14 protein-coding genes are annotated in these 14,664 nt (G+C 72.2%); 5 read left to right on the forward strand and 9 right to left on the reverse strand.

The genetic code is table 11. The features are described from left to right. Nucleotides 1-71 precede the first annotated feature (71 nt). From QRX50_RS02620 to QRX50_RS02635, 4 genes are all read right to left on the reverse strand, one after another. Nucleotides 72-1,691 carry a helix-turn-helix transcriptional regulator gene (locus tag QRX50_RS02620; protein WP_285970398.1) on the reverse strand — a complete coding sequence of 540 codons (1,620 nt, stop codon included), beginning with the start codon at nucleotides 1,689-1,691 and terminating at the stop codon, nucleotides 72-74. A gap of 59 nt (nucleotides 1,692-1,750) precedes the next feature. After that, a complete protein-coding gene (locus QRX50_RS02625; protein ID WP_434533232.1) occupies nucleotides 1,751-2,914 on the reverse strand; it encodes a glycosyltransferase 87 family protein in 1,164 nt (387 codons plus the stop codon). After that, nucleotides 2,889-4,289, reverse strand: a complete 1,401-nt coding sequence (locus QRX50_RS02630) for a glycosyltransferase 87 family protein (RefSeq protein ID WP_285970399.1) — start codon at nucleotides 4,287-4,289, stop codon at nucleotides 2,889-2,891. Before QRX50_RS02630 ends, QRX50_RS02625 begins: the two co-directional genes overlap by 26 nt. Nucleotides 4,290-4,393: 104 nt before the next feature. Then, entirely contained in the window at nucleotides 4,394-5,236 is an 843-nt protein-coding gene (locus QRX50_RS02635; protein ID WP_285970400.1) for a GGDEF domain-containing protein, read from the reverse strand. Nucleotides 5,237-5,502: 266 nt separating this feature from the next. On the opposite strand from QRX50_RS02635, the gene QRX50_RS02640 reads away from it, so the two are divergent. The 4 genes from QRX50_RS02640 to QRX50_RS02655 all read left to right on the forward strand — a co-directional run bounded on the left by QRX50_RS02640 (nucleotide 5,503) and on the right by QRX50_RS02655 (nucleotide 9,891). Next, nucleotides 5,503-7,761: a sigma-70 family RNA polymerase sigma factor gene (locus tag QRX50_RS02640; protein ID WP_285970401.1), complete on the forward strand. Its 2,259-nt coding sequence runs from the start codon at nucleotides 5,503-5,505 to the stop codon at nucleotides 7,759-7,761. 10 nt (nucleotides 7,762-7,771) lie between these two features. Continuing rightward, nucleotides 7,772-8,275, forward strand: a complete 504-nt coding sequence (locus QRX50_RS02645; protein ID WP_285970402.1) for a GtrA family protein — start codon at nucleotides 7,772-7,774, stop codon at nucleotides 8,273-8,275. A 37-nt stretch (nucleotides 8,276-8,312) separates the two neighbouring features. Continuing rightward, nucleotides 8,313-8,837, forward strand: a complete 525-nt coding sequence (locus tag QRX50_RS02650) for a GtrA family protein (protein ID WP_285970403.1) — start codon at nucleotides 8,313-8,315, stop codon at nucleotides 8,835-8,837. Nucleotides 8,838-9,057: 220 nt separating this feature from the next. Next, on the forward strand, nucleotides 9,058-9,891 hold the full coding sequence (locus QRX50_RS02655; RefSeq protein ID WP_285970404.1) for an NAD(P)H-binding protein: 834 nt from the start codon (nucleotides 9,058-9,060) through the stop codon (nucleotides 9,889-9,891). Between the two features lie 217 nt (nucleotides 9,892-10,108). On the opposite strand, the gene QRX50_RS02660 is transcribed toward QRX50_RS02655, so the two are convergent. Both QRX50_RS02660 and QRX50_RS02665 read right to left on the reverse strand, forming a co-directional pair. Beyond that, nucleotides 10,109-11,392, reverse strand: coding sequence for a sensor histidine kinase (locus QRX50_RS02660; RefSeq protein WP_285974337.1), 1,284 nt, complete (start codon nucleotides 11,390-11,392; stop codon nucleotides 10,109-10,111). A 15-nt stretch (nucleotides 11,393-11,407) separates the two neighbouring features. Next, nucleotides 11,408-12,109, reverse strand: a complete 702-nt coding sequence (locus QRX50_RS02665; protein ID WP_285974338.1) for a response regulator transcription factor — start codon at nucleotides 12,107-12,109, stop codon at nucleotides 11,408-11,410. A gap of 42 nt (nucleotides 12,110-12,151) precedes the next feature. On the opposite strand from QRX50_RS02665, the gene hisN reads away from it, so the two are divergent. Next, nucleotides 12,152-12,940 (forward strand): histidinol-phosphatase, encoded by a 789-nt coding sequence (gene hisN / locus QRX50_RS02670; RefSeq protein ID WP_285970405.1) that lies wholly within the window; start codon nucleotides 12,152-12,154, stop codon nucleotides 12,938-12,940. A gap of 69 nt (nucleotides 12,941-13,009) precedes the next feature. Here the strand turns inward: hisN and QRX50_RS02675 are convergent, their stop codons facing one another. The 3 genes from QRX50_RS02675 to QRX50_RS02685 form a co-directional block, all read right to left on the reverse strand. Continuing rightward, a complete protein-coding gene (locus QRX50_RS02675) occupies nucleotides 13,010-13,270 on the reverse strand; it encodes a hypothetical protein (RefSeq protein WP_220246333.1) in 261 nt (86 codons plus the stop codon). After that, complete coding sequence (locus tag QRX50_RS02680) at nucleotides 13,267-14,094, reverse strand: TNT domain-containing protein (protein WP_285970406.1); 828 nt, start codon at nucleotides 14,092-14,094, stop codon at nucleotides 13,267-13,269. Before QRX50_RS02680 ends, QRX50_RS02675 begins: the two co-directional genes overlap by 4 nt. A 120-nt stretch (nucleotides 14,095-14,214) precedes the next feature. Beyond that, nucleotides 14,215-14,469 (reverse strand): GNAT family N-acetyltransferase, encoded by a 255-nt coding sequence (locus tag QRX50_RS02685; protein ID WP_285970407.1) that lies wholly within the window; start codon nucleotides 14,467-14,469, stop codon nucleotides 14,215-14,217. Nucleotides 14,470-14,664 lie beyond the last annotated feature (195 nt).

The following is a 14,664-nucleotide window of genomic DNA, read 5'->3' on the forward strand; positions in this document are numbered from 1 at the left end:
CCGGTGGCGCGAGCGGCATCGAACAGCCGTACCACTTCGCCCGAGGTGGGATGGTCCGTCCGTACCACGGGTCAGATGAGGTGCTGCTGCACCGCGTGGGTGGCCGCGGCGGCGCGCGAGGGCACGCCGAGCTTCGCGAACACGTTCTGCAGGTGCCTGCGCACGGTGTGTTCGCTGATCACCAGCCGCGCCGCGATCTGCCGGTTCGACAGCCCCTCGGCCACCAGCGCCAGCACCTGCAGTTCCCGCTCGGTCAGCGAAGTCTGCGACGGCCGTGTGCTCGGCGGGGTCGGCGGAGTGCTGACGTCCGCGCCGAGTCGCTGCAGGACCTCGCGCGCGGTGGCGAAGTCGACCTCGGCCGCGTCGTCGTCGCCTGTCAGCTGCCGGGCCCGGGCGATGAGCAGGCGCGTGCGGGCTCCGTCGTACGGCGCGTCCAGCTCGGCCCACCTCTCGCACGCGGCGCGCAGCTCGACGAGCGCGGCCGAGGGATCGCCCTCCGCCAGCAGGACCGAGCCCCGCGCGTGCGCGGCCGTCGCTCGCAGCAGCGGCATCGCGATCTCGGCGGCGATCGCCGACAGCTCGTCGGCCGCGCCGCGGGCGACACCCGGTTCCCCGGCGGCCAGCACGATCTCCACCTGCGCCGCGAGCATCCGGGCGCGCACGAGGTGGTCGTCCGCCGCCTCGACCACGGCGTGGCCGATCGCCGAGACAGCCGCCGCCGTCCGGCCCTGGGCCAGGCGCAGCAACGCGCAGCCGGGCTGGGTGGGATGGCCGTACTCGCCGGCTCGCCGGTAACCGTCGTCGGCCGCGGCGAGCTCGCCGCGCAGCCGGCGCAGCTCGGCTTCCTGGTACAGCGCCATGCCGAGCGCCGGCTGACGGCGTGGGCCGGAGAGCCGCTCACCGGCGCGGCGAGCCTCCGCCAGGGCTTCCGGCCACGCGCCGAGCGCCTGCAGCACCTGCGAACGGTGCACCAGGCACTGGCCGCGGAACAGCACCAGGTCCGGCTGCGCCGCGCACCACGCGCTCAGTGACGCCGTCCACTCCTGCGCCCGGATGACGTCGAAAACCTCGTGGCAGCCTTCGATCGCGCTGCAGTAGACCACTCCGGCGGGGATTGGCGACACCTCGCCCGAGGTCACCGAGACCATCGCCTCGTCGAGCAGAGCCAGTCCTTCGGCGGTGCGGTGCAGCTTGATCAGTGCCCGGCCCTGCGCGTGCCGTCCCAGCGCCAGCAGGTCCGCGTCGCCGAAGCGGGCAGCGATCTCCACCGCGGAGGTGAACGCGTCGTGCGCGCCCCGGGTGTCACCGCCGTGGATGCGCTGCAGGCCGACCGGGACCAGGAGGTAACCCCGTTCGACGCAGTCCAGCCCGTGCTCGTCGAGCAGCCGCCGCGCCCGCGCCAGCCAGCCGTTCGCCCGCGCCGGCTCACCCCGCAACAGCAAGGGCAGGGCCAGGAAGAACGCGCACCGGGCAGCATCGGCCGGGCAGGCGCCCCGCACGTACTCGAGATACGCGCGCTCCCGCGATTCGAAACTCTCGTCGTCGTGCCCGAGCAGGTAAGCCGCCGTCGAAAGGCGTACGAGATCGTCCGCGGTCAGTGCCGCGCGACCTCTGGTGAGCCGCGCGTACACCTCTCGCCACGCCTGTCCGGCGAAGGCCCGCTCGGCCGCCTCGCCGTTCACCACCGCCATGCACCTCCCGGCAGTCGTTCCACTGTACGACGCGGATTCGACGATGGGGAGGCGCGAAGCTACTTCGCCAGCCTCGCCGCCGGAGAGCTCAGCCGCAGCTCGCGGACCGTCAGGCCGAGGATCGTGCAAGCCGCCGCCACGACGTAGGCGTTGCCGAGGATGGACCAGCCCAGGCCCCACCGGAGCTCGACGTCGGCGCCGTTCGGGACGAGCATGACGATGTGCGAGGCGAACAGCGCGGTGGCCGCGAGGGCCCACCAGCGGCGGCCCGTGGTGACGAGCAGGGCGATGAGCGGCACGGCCCACACCCAGTGGTGCGACCAGGAAACGGGTGACAGCAGCAGTCCGTAGAACGCCGTCACGAGCAGGGCGGCCACCGGTTCGCCGCGGCGGTGCAGGCGGATCACGAGCCACACGGCGGGCACGGCGAGGACCGCGCCGACGGCGACGGCCACGGCGAGCGACCACGGGGCCAGGGCGGAGGCGCGGTTGACGAGCCCGTTGAGCGACTGGTTGAAGATCCACGTGACCGAGCCGACGCGGCTGGGGTCGGTGGCGGACTTCGTCCAGAAGAACCACGCGTCGTGCGGGATGACGGCGAACATGATCGCCTCGAGGCCGACGAAGGTGGCCAGGGCGCGCAGGCCGTCTTTCCAGCGGCCGGTGAAGAACAGGTGCGGCACGAAGATCAGGGGCGTCAGCTTGATGGCCGCGGCGGCGCCGATCAGCAGACCGGCCCAGCGTGAGCCGCGCAGCGAGAGCACCAGGACGTCGACGACGACGAAAGCCATCAGGATCAGGTTGATCTGGCCCAGGAACAGCGTTTTCCACACCGGTTCCAAGCCCAGCGCCACCACGGTGCCGCCGAAGAGCCACCACTGCGAGGGGCGCGCGACGACTGCGATCACCACGGTCAGTGACACCACCGACAGCACCGCGACCACGCCCCACACCAGCCCGGCCGGCACGAGGGCGAGCGGCAGGAACAGCACGGCCGCAGCGGGCGTGTAGGTGAACGGCAGCCGGACCCAGTCGGGCAGGGTCGTGAGGTCGCCGGTGGTGTAGAGCGGCTCGCCCTTGAGCAGGGTCAGCGCGCCGGCGCGGTAGACGGCGCTGTCGGCGCCGAGGTGCCGCTGGGTGAGCCAGACGACGACTCCGACGACGAGTGTGAGGAACGGCAGCGCCAGCAGACGCGGGTCAGTGAGCCGGCGTGGCGTCGGCACGGTCCGCGGCCTCCCCTGAACCCGAACCAGAGCCCGAACCCGGCTCCGAATCCGGCCCTGAACCGCGATTTCGTGCCCGCCGCTGCAGCCCCCACCGCAGGATCAACGCGATCCCCAGCACCACCGGCGTCAGGATGTACGCGTCACCCAGGACGTTCTGCCACACCTTCCAGTGCAGCTCCACATTGCGCCCGTTCGGCAGGATCAGCAGCACACAGCTGACGAACACGAACGCCACCAGCCCCGTGCCGAGCCAGCGTTTCCACGCCGTGGCGGGCGTCGTCTTCGGCAGGCGCGACACGAGCAGCACGATCAGCGGCGCGACCCACACCCAGTGGTGCGACCACGAGATCGGCGAGATCAGGAGCGTCCAGAACGCCGTGACCAGCACCGCGGCCAGCGCCTGGCCCTTGCGGTGGAAGCGCATCAGCAGCCACAGCGCCGGGATCGCGAGCAGCAGTCCGATGCCCATGGCGGCCTTCGACGCCCACGGCGCGAGGTCGGTGGCCCGGTTCATCAGCCCGTTGAGCGACTGGTTGCCCGCCCAGTGCACCGGCCCGATCCGGCCGGTGTCGGGCAGCGTCGAGGTCCAGTACTTGAACGCGTCGTGCGAGTTGATCACGAACATCAGGCCCTGCAGGACCACGAACGTCGCGAGCCCCCGCAACGCGTCCTTGCGGCGGCCGGTGACGAACAGGTGCCCCAGGAACACCAGCGGCGTCAGCTTGATCGCCGCCGCGACGCCCACCAGCACCCCGCCCCACCGGCTGCCGCGCGCGCCGAGCACGAGCATGTCGAGCAGGATCAGCGCCATCAGGATCAGGTTGATCTGACCGAGGAAAATCGTGCGCCACACCGGTTCCAAGCCGAGGAACACGAGGAAGAACACGATCGTGGACCGCGCGGGCGAGGCCCACCACCGCGGTCCGCCCGCCTCCGGCCGCGGCAGCGCGCCGATCGAGATCCGCACCGACAGCGCGAGCGCGCCCAGCGATACAGCCGTCAGGAACCCCCACGCCACCTGCGTCGGCACGAGCGCCAGCGGCACGAAGAACAACGCGGCCGTCGGCGGGTACGTGAACGGCAACAGCGCCCAGAACGGTTCGGTGGACAGCGTGTTGGTGTCGTACAGCGAGTCCCCGTGCAGCAGGGTGAGCGCGCCACCGCGGTAGACCGCGCTGTCGACCCCCAGCCCCCACTCGTGCGTCCAGCCCCAGATCCCCATACCGATCGCGACCAGCGGGATCACCGAGAGAATCAGGATCGACCGCGGCCGCATCGACAGCCTGGCGAGTGACTTGCGCAGGGCCAGGCGAGGCGGGGCAGCGCTCACCGGAACTTCGCCGTCGACGGCGGAGGGAACGGTCCTGGTCACCACACCAGGAAATCATGAACGCGCCGGAGCAGGCCCGATGGGTGGGGCCGCGAGCCTTCACCGCGTCAAGATCAGAACCACATCCGGCTCACCTCCGGACAACGTCAGCCCCGCGCGAGGTCGGACAGCAAATCGCACGCACTGTCGTGCGAAGCGGGCAGGCGGACCGCCGAGACGCGCGGCCGGTTGACCTCGCGAAGCTGCGCGTCGATCGACAGCCGGTCGTTCAGGGCCCGGCGCAAGGCCACGCCTCGCGAAGCCAGCCGGCCGTCCCGGCGGCACAGCACCGCGACCACCGACGGCCCCAACGACGCGTGGCTCTCGCCGGTGTCGAAGACCGCGCGCAACGCGTCGGCCACCAAGATCATCCCCGTGAGCCGGGGCCAGCCGGACACCGTGGTCAGGTCCATCGCCACCACCAGCAGCACGTGCTCTTCCGCGGCGCTCGCCCGGTAGACCTCGGCCAGCCGCGTCCGCAGGTAAGCCGCGGAAGGCAATCCGGTCAACGGATCCGTCACCTCGGTGTGCACCAGCTGATCCGTCGCCACGTCCGCCCAAGCCAGCGCCGTCACGCGCAGTAACCGCGCAGGTGTCGCGTCGACGTCCGGTGAGACGAAACCGTCGACCGCGTCCGGGTCGGCGAGCACGGCGTGCAGCGCCGCCAGGTCGGACAGCGTCTCCGCGAGGTTCGCGCCGGCGGCGGCCCGGGCGCGGCCGAGGCCGGCCAGCGCCGTCTCGGCGCCCGTCGCGCCGTGGCGGACCACGGCGGCGCACACGGCGTCCACTTCGGGCAGTGCCCAGTCGCTGGGGAAGCGCCACCCCGCGGTGAGACTGGCGGTGCGCCATCTGGCCCGCAGGGCGCGCAGGTTCCGATCCCGGTCGAACCGGGTGCGGGACTCCGGCTCGCCGGCGGGACCGGACAGTGCCCCAGTCGCCGGTACGTCCACTGGCCGCCGCTCCTTCCCGGTCGATGTCGATCTTGTCCTGCTCCACTCAGGGGACGTGACACCGCCGTCCGCGTGACGGCGTTCCGGGGTCTTTTTCGCAGGACCGCCGCAGCGACACACCCGAGGCCCGGGTGAACTTGTTGCGCCGACGGAGTCAACACGCCGACCACGAGGTGACGCGTATCGCCGCGTCCGTCACACTTGTGCTCGCGTTAGAGAGGTAGATCGTGGCTGGCCAGGCCGCGTGTGCCAGATGAAGGAGCCCTGTGTCCACCGTTCCCGCCGATCTGTCCGGTAAGAGCGACGCCGAGCTGATCGCCGAGGTCCGCTCAGGGAACATCGCCAGCTACGGGCCCCTTTACGAACGGCACAGCGGCGCCGCCCACAACCTCGCTCGCCAGCTCGCGCGGTCGAGCTCCGAGGCCGACGACCTCGTGTCCGAAGCGTTCTCGAAGGTCCTCGAGACGCTGCGCGGCGGCAAAGGTCCGGACACCGCGTTCCGCGCGTACCTCCTCACCGCACTGCGCCACACCGCGTACGACAAGACCCGCCGCGACCGCCGCGTCGACCTCAACGAGGACATGAGCGACGCCGGCGGCGCCATCGGCGAGGCACTCACCGTGCCGTTCTCCGACACCGCCGTGGCCGGGCTCGAGCGCACGCTGGCCGCGAAGGCGTTCGCGCGGCTGCCGGAACGCTGGCAGGCCGTGCTGTGGCACACCGAGATCGAGCAGCAGAGCCCGGCCGAGGTCGCGCCGCTGCTGGGCCTGACCGCCAACGGCGTGTCCGCCCTCGCCTACCGCGCCCGCGAGGGCCTGCGCCAGGCGTACCTGCAGGTCCACCTGCAGGAAACCGCCGCCGAACGCTGTCACGCCACGGCCGAGCGGCTCGGCGCGTGGACGCGCGACGGACTGTCCAAACGCGAGCGGGCCCAGGTGGAGAGCCACCTCGACGAGTGCGAGGACTGCCGCGGCCTGGCCGCCGAGCTCGCCGACGTCAACGGTGGCCTGCGCGCGATCATCGCCCCGATCGTGCTGGGCGGCGCCGCGCTGGGTTACCTCGCGACGATCGGCGCCGCGAAGGCGGGAGCGGCCACGGCGGGTGCCGCCGTCGGTGCCGGCGCTGCCGCGGCGGGCGGCGCCAAGGCCGGCGCCGCGGCCGCCGCTTCCGCGCCCCGGCAGTTCGTGGGCGTCGCGGCTTCGGGCGCCGCCATCGTGGCGGCGGTGGCGGTCGCACTGGCCGCGGCCGGCTCACCGCAGGAGATCCCCGTGGCCGCGCAGGTCCCGCCGCCGGCCGCCGCGCCCGCGGTGCCGCCGCCGGCCAAGCCCGCGCCGCCCGCACCGCCGGCCCCACCCGCACCTCCGCAGGCGCCGCCGCCCGCGGTCCCCGCGCCCCCACCCGTCCAGCCGCCGCCCGCCGCGCCACCTGCGGCTCCGCCTCCGCCGGCGACACCCGCGGCGGCGAAGATGTCGGCGACCACTCCTTCGGGTGACCTCGAACTCCAGCCCGGCGCCGGGCCCGTAAACCTGCCGATCACGGTCCGCAACGACGGCGGCAGCCCGTCCGATCCCGTCCAGGTCGCGTTGAACCTGCCGCCCGGTGTGTCCGCCGTGCCCGCGGGTGGCGGCGGCGGTGCCGTGAGCGGGTTTTCGCGCCAGGCCGACACGCCGGCGACGACCCAGCTCAGCGTCGACTGCCCCGGCGGCACCGGCACCGTGACGTGCAAAACGGGCTCCGGCCTGCAGCCTGGCCAGACGGCCGTGCTCACCTTCCGCCTGCAAGCCGACGACTCCGCGCAGGGCGGCACCGTCACGGGTTCGGTCACGGCGGGCGCGACGATCAAGGTCGCCGTGAGCGTGAAGGTCACGGTGAAGTCGCCGCCCGACCTGCTCGCGCTGCAGGCCGACACCGACGGGCTCTCGGCGTTCCCGTGGACGCGCAACCCGCTCGTCTACGTCCGCGTCCGCAACACCGGCGACACCACGAAGCCGGTCACGGTCACGTTCGACCACTCGCTGTACCAGTCGTGGAGCCTCAGCAGTTTCCCGTGCGACTCCACCGACACGGGCGCCACGTGCACCACGCGCGGCGCGCTCGCGCCGGGCCAGCACGTGAACCTGTGGGTGCGGCTCAAGGGCCGCCCGGCGCACAACGCGGCCGTGACCGTGACCGCGACGCTCGGCAAGGCGGCGCAGCAAGCCAAGGTGTCGTTCGGCTGCTGGCTCGGGATCTGCGACGTGCCGTACCCGACGACCGGAGTCCCGCCGACGCCGTCTTCTTCCTCGACGACGACCTCGGAAACCCCCGAATCGTCCAGCTTGTCGAAGAAGCCGCCGCACCGGAAGCCGACGCCGTCGAGCACCCCGCCGGCGAAGCCGACGGACCCGGTCACCACCACCTCGCCGAGCAGTCCGGCGACCACCACGAGCGCGCCCCCGACACCGGGAAGCGGCAACTCCGGCAAACCCGGCGAGACCCCGCCGTCGATCGAGCCCCGCGGCTTTTTCGACTGGTTGAGGGGGTAGCGTCGCCCAGGTGCGAGGGTTCCTGGCGAAGCACCGCGAGCTGCTGCGGTTCGCCGTGGTCGGCGGGATCAGCTTCCTGATCACCACGGCGATCACGTATGTCCTGAAGTTCACCGTGCTGCGGGCCAACCCCGTCACGGCGCTCATCATCGGCGTGCTGATCGCCACGATCTTCTCCTACGTCGCCAACCGCGAGTGGTCCTTCCGCACCCGCGGTGGCCGCGAGCGCACCCACGAGGCCGCGCTGTTCTTCCTCATCAGCGGCGTCGCGCTGGGGCTCAACGCGTTGCCGCAGTGGATCTCGCGCTACGTGCTCGACCTGCAGCAGCCGCACCTCACGCTGCTCGGGCAGGAAGTCGCCGACTTCGTGAGCGGCATGATCCTCGGGACGCTGCTCGGCACGCTGTTCCGCTGGTGGGCGTTCAAGAAGTGGGTGTTCCCCACGGAGGGTGCCCGCCTGCGTGCGGTCCGGTCATCGGACGATGCGGACATTTCCGACCGGAAGGCCGCCTGAGACCCGCGGTGACCTCGGGTTCTCTAAACTGGCGGGCGTGACCGTTGTCGAGACCGTGCTGGCCCGCACGCCGGAGCCACTGCGCTCGGTGCTCATCAAGCACCGGGAGATGCTGAAGTTCGCGATCGTCGGCGGCACGACCTTCGTGGTCGACAACGGCATCTGGTACCTGCTCAAGCTCAGCGTCCTCGAGTCGAAGCCGACGACCGCGAAGGCCATCGCCATCATCGTGGCCACGATCGTGTCGTACGTGCTCAACCGCGAGTGGTCCTTCCGCACCCGGGGCGGGCGCGGAACGACCCACGAGGCCGCGTTGTTCTTCGCGATCAGCGGTGTGGCCGTGGTGGTGAACCTGATCCCGCTCTACGTCTCGCGATACGTGCTGCACCTCGAAGAGCCCTTCGTCTCGAGGTTCGTGCAGGAGATCGCCGACTTCGCGACCGGCTCGATCATCGGCATGCTGCTGGCGATGGTGTTCCGGTACTGGGGTTTCAAGAAGTGGGTCTTCCCGGCCGAGCTGGGCGAACGTCGACGTGAGCAGGTCACGCGCTTGCCGCGGTAACTTGGTTGCTCGCGGACATGTACTTGTCTAGAGTCATGCTTGTTGTTGTTCCTTCTTGAGACGCCGCCCGGGGTCGACCGGGCCGGTGGGACGAATCCGAGGTGGTCGCCGAGCGCGAAGAGGACCGCACCCGTTCACGGGTGCCGGTTGGCACCTTTTCCCGTCTCGCGCCCTCGCACGCCCTCGTGCGTTTTTCGTTCTGTCTCAAGGAGTTCTTTTCGTGATCCTCGTTCTCGGCGCCACCGGCAAGGTCGGCCGCGCCCTCGTTCCCGCACTGCTGGACGCCGGTGCCCCCGTCCGCGCCCTCACGCGCGACCCGGCCCGCGCCCGCATCGATCCCCGCGCCGAAGTCGTGCGTGGCGATCTCGACGACGTCGGTTCCGTGCCGCTGGCCGGCGTTTCGCGCGTGTTCGTGCTGACCTCCGGCCACGGCGGTGACTCGGCCGCGCGGGAAACCGCGCTGGCCGCCGCGGCCGCCCGGGCCGGCGTCGCCCACCTCGTGAAGCTGTCCACCACGGGCGTCCACTTCGGACAGACAGACCCGATCACCCTCGCCCACGCCCACGCGGAGCAGGCGATCCGCGGAGCCGGCCCCGCGTGGACGATCCTGCGCCCCGGCGCGTTCATGGACAACCGCCGCTTCTGGCTCCACTCCGCCCGAACGGACGGCGCCGTGTACGTGCCCGAGGGCGACCCCGCGTCGGCCCTGGTGCACGTGCGCGACATCGCCGCCGTCGCCACGCTCGCGCTCACCACCCCCGGCCACGAGGGCGCCACCTACGAGCTCACCGGCGGCGAAGCCCTCACACCCGCTCAGCAGGTCGCCATCCTCGGCGACGCGCTGGGCCGGGCGGTGCGCTACGTCGAAGAGCCCGAACCCGCCGCCCGCGCCCGTATGCTCGCCCTGGGCTGGCCGGCTCAGGCGATCGACGGCACGTTCGAGCTGAAGCGCCAGTCGGCCGGCCGGGAGGACGTCGTGTTCGACACGGTGGAACGGTTGCTGGGCCGCAAACCGCTGACGTTCGCCGAGTGGGCCAGGGAAGCCGCCGGGTGACCAAGGCGAGAACCGGTCCCCGGCTGCGGTCCCAGCCTCGGCCTCCGGAAGGGGGCGCGAGGTGGACGCGGAACCGGCGGTGCGCTGGTTCCGGTCCACCGCACGGCGGGCCGGCACTGGCGGCGCCGGACCCAGGTCGCGCTGTGGGCCACGGTGGCCGGCTTCGCCGGGCTCGCAGCCGTGCTCTGGTTCGACTTCACGGCGCTCGCCGCTCGGCTTAGCGCGGCACCGGCTCCGCCGGCCAGCGGACCTCGCCGACGTCGTCCGGGCGGGGCACCTTCAGGAACAGGCTGAAGATCGCCGGGCGCTTGTTGGACAGTTCGAGGCGGCCGCCGTCGGCTTCGACGAGGGCGCGGGCCAGGGCGAGGCCGACGCCGGTGGAGCCGCCGCCGGAGAAGCCGCGTTCGAAGATGTGCGGGGCGAGCTCGTCGGGCACGCCGGAGCCGGTGTCGCCGACCTCGATGACGACGGTGGCATCGGACTCGCCGCGGCGGGCGGCGAGGGTGACGGTGCCGGCGCCGTGGCGCAGCGCGTTGTCCAGGAGGACGCCGATGACCTCGCGCAGGCGGCCGGGGGTCGCGCGGGCCATGAGGCCGTCGGCGATCTTCAGGCGCAGGTTGCGGCCCTCGACGCGCAGCAGCTGGCGCCACTCCTCCGCGACCTGGGGCAGCGTCGCGTGCAGGTCGACGGGCTCGGCGTCCACCTCGCGGGCCGCGCGGGCGGCGGCGAGCAGTTCGTCGAGGGCTTCGGCCAGCCGGTCGGCTTGCTCCTGCGCGGCGCGCGACTCCTCGACGACGTCGGGATCGCCGTGCATCGTCAGCGGTTCCAGCCTCAGCTGCAACGCGGTGAGCCGGCTGCGCAGCTGGTGCGAGACGTCGCCGACGAGCTGCCGCTCCCGCTGCACGAGCTGCGCCAGCGCCGAGGCCGACGTGTCCAGCGCCTCCGCGACCATGTCCAGCTCGGCCACGCGGTACCGGCCGGGGTCGGGCCGGAAGTCGCCGCCGCCGAGGCGCGACGCGCGGTCCGCGACGTGCCGCAACGGTTTCGCCAGGCGGCGCGCCGTCACCGTCGCCACCACCGCGCCGGTACCGACGGACAGCACCACCAGCAGCACCACCAGCAGCGTCACCTGCGTCTGCTTCGTGCGCACGGGACCTCGCGGGATCGACAAGATCACCTCGCCGTGGCGTGCCGTCGGCACGATCTCCACGACCGGGTCGGGCCCGGGGTTGACGCCGAGGTGCTTCTCGATCAGCCCGTCGCCGCGGACCTCCAGGAACCCGCCGTGCGGCACGCCGACCCGGAACTGCTGGATGTCGATGTCGTCGCCGTTGGCGACCTGTGTGTCGACGGTCGCGGCGATCACGCGCGCGCGTTCGGCCAGGCTCTCCCGGTTGAGGTTCTCCACCAGCCGCCAGGCCGTGACGCCGAGCGGGATGCCGAGCACGGCCGCGGTCACGAGCACGGCCAGCAGGATCGCCATCAGGATGCGGCGGCGCATGCTCATCGCGCGGCGCTATTCGACGTTGAAGCGGAAGCCGACACCTCGGACGGTCGCAATGCGCCGTTCGCCGTCGGAGTGGGTGGACTTGGCGGGGCGACCGGCCGCCTCGTCGGCCGCGACGGCGAGCTTGCGCCGCAGCCAGGACATGTGCATGTCGAGCGTTTTCGACGTCTTGGACTCCAGGTCGTTCCACACCTCGGCGAGGATCTCGTCGCGGCTCACGACCTGGCCCGCGCGGCTCATCAGCACGCGCAGCAGCTCGAACTCCTTGTTCGCCAGCTGCACCTCGTGCAGGTCGACGGTGACGAGCCGCGCGCCGAGGTCCATGCGGACGCCCCCGGACTCGAGCACCTCCGGCACCCGGCGGCGCAAGAGCGCGCGGATGCGGGCCAGCAGCTCCGCCAGGCGGAACGGTTTGGCCACGTAGTCGTCGGCCCCCGCGTCGAGCCCGACGACGAAGTCGACCTCGTCGGTGCGAGCGGTGAGCATCAGCACCGGCAGTTCGGTGCCGCCGGCGCGCAGTCTGCGGCACACCTCCAGCCCGTCCATGCCGGGCAGCCCCAGGTCGAGCACGAGCAGGTCGACGCGGTTGGCGGAGGTGGCGCCGAGCACCGCCGGTCCGTCGGTGACGACCTCGACCTCGTACCCCTCTCGCTGCAGCGCCCGGGACAGCGGCTCGGCGATGGTGGGGTCGTCTTCGGCAAGTAGGACCATGCTCACCTCGCCAACCTTACGGCGAACACCCGTGAAACCATCGTGACCGTGCCTGGCTACGAGGATGATCTGCCCCTTGCCACCCGGCTGGCTGACGCCGCCGACGCGATCACCACAGCGCGTTTCCGCGCGCTCGACCTCTCGGTGTCCCGCAAACCCGACCGCACCCCGGTGACCGACGCCGACACCGCCGTCGAGGACGCCATCCGTGCGATCCTCGCCACAGAGCGCCCCGGCGACGCCGTCGCGGGCGAAGAACGCGGGGGTACGGCCGGCTCGACCGGCCGCGCGTGGGTGCTCGACCCGATCGACGGGACCAAGAACTTCCTGCGCGGCGTGCCGGTCTGGGCGACGCTGATCGCGCTGGTCGAGGACGGCTCGCCCGTCGTCGGCATGATCACCGCGCCGCTGCTGGGCCGCCGCTGGTGGGCTTCGCGTGGCGATGGCGCGTACAGCAGCGACACGGCCGGCGTGCGGCGGCTCGCGGTGTCGGCCGTGGCTTCGCTGGAAGACGCGTACCTCTCCACGACGGACCTCAACACGTGGACCGAGTACCACTCCCGCGAGAAGTACCTCGCCCTGACGGAGGCGTGCTGGGAGAGCCGCGCGTTCGGCGACTTCTGGCAGCACTGCCTCGTGGCGGAAGGCGCGCTGGACCTGGCGGCCGAGTGCATCGTGAACCCGTGGGACGTCGCGGCCGCACAGGTCCTCGTGACGGAAGCCGGCGGGCGGTTCAGCGACCTGACGGGCGCGGCGACCTACGAGGGCGGCTCGGCGTTGTCGAGCAACGGCGCGCTGCACGACGCCGCGCTGGCCGTGCTCAAGCGCTGAGCCGGCCTGCTCCTATATCTGCTCCGACCGGCTCGTGGGTGGCGGTTCGCCCCGCCACCTGCGGACGGTTCAGTGACCGGGCAGCACGCCGACGGCGCCGCGCGCGACCTGCGACCACGCGAGGCGGCCGAAGAGGTAGTGACAGGCGACCTGCTCGGACGTGAAGCGCGCCCAGTCGTAGCGGTTGCCCTGCTCGCGCCAGAAGACTTCCCAGCCCTCGTCATCGGCGGGCATGAGGCACCACGCGTTGTCGGCCTCGGTGCCGACGGAGACGACCTCCGCGGGCACGCCCAGCCGGTCGAGCCAGCGCCGGATCGACTGCGTGTTCATCGCGCCTCCCGCGTGACGTCGGCCAGGAACCCCAGGGTGACCAGCTCGTCGGCGGCCAGCACGGCACGGTAGCGGATCCCGCCGCCCGGCTGTCCGAACCACTCCGGCGCGATCGAGCTCCACATCGGCACCGGCTTCACCACGCGGTAGCGCCGGTAGCCGGCGTGGCGCGCGGAGTCGGGCAGCGAGCGCTGCGCGAACGGCGTGCCGTCGGCGGCGAAGAGGCGGCCGTGTTCGTCGCCGAACCGGTCGAGCAGCGTGTTTTCCGTGAGTACCACGGCGTTTTCTTCCTGAACCGGTGGCCACGCGGGGTCCCCGGCGCTCGGCTCGTAGCCCTCGAAGAGCACGGCGGGCGGCTGCGGGTCGGCTGGTGGAGCGGGGGTGCGACGGAGCCCGCGCGAGACGTACTCGAGCGTCGCGGTGTCGTCGAGCAGCGCCGATTTCGGGTGGTCGAACGGCCCGGAACCGTTGTCCGGCAACGGCAGTTGCAGCGCGGGCCGGTCGGCGGCCACGGGCAGATGCCCGATGGGGAACATGTGGACCAGGAACAACGCCAGCACGCTCTCGCGCTCGGTGCGCAGCGCGCCCATCGGCGGCGGTGGGGGCGGCGGCGCCGGGTACGGCACGGGCCCGCGGAAGACCTGGTTGTGCGGCCGGCCGGCGAACGGCAGCCGCGGTGCCGGCTGCGCCGGCGGGAGACGGGTGCCGGTCGGGGGCGTCGGGACGTCGTCGAACCCGCCGTCGAGCAAGCCGCCGTACTGCGCGGGCAGCCGGATGGGGCCGGTGGCCAAGTCGGTGTCGACCGGTTCGGCGTGTTCGGACACGGACACCCTCTTCTCGGTTGCTCCGGCTTCAGGAAAGACCTCCGCCGCGCCAGCCGGTTCCACACAATTCCCCGATAGGGGGAACTTCCGCGCGGCACCGGACAAGGTGGTGATTCCACCTTATCCGGCGCGGGCGATCTTCCGCCTCACCAACGCCCGCGCCGCTCCGCGTCGTTCGACGACCTCGAAATCCGCGCGCGTGAACAGACCCACGGTGCCGTGGTAAAGATCCATGGGCGGCCGGTCGCCGATGGCCACGGGGTAGCCCTCGACCGCGTCGGCGCCGTGCTCCGGCGCGTACGCGATGGCCGCGTGCAGGAGCTCCGCCGCCAGTCCTTGCCGACGGCCGCGGCGGTCGACGTAGAAATACGTCACCGCCCACGTTCCCGGGTTCGGCCGAAGCCGCCACGGGAGAGCGCGCCAGCCGCGGGTTGTCCGGTTTCGGCGACACGGCGACCCAGCCGAGCGGCTCGCCGTCGACCACGGCCAGCAGACCCAGCGGCACGCCGGACCCGGCCTCGCCGCGCACGTGCGCCTTGCGCCCGTCGCGTCCCGCGGCCTTGAACTCCG

Origin of the sequence: Amycolatopsis sp. 2-15 (assembly GCF_030285625.1) — a bacterium.
GTDB lineage: Bacteria > Actinomycetota > Actinomycetes > Mycobacteriales > Pseudonocardiaceae > Amycolatopsis > Amycolatopsis carbonis.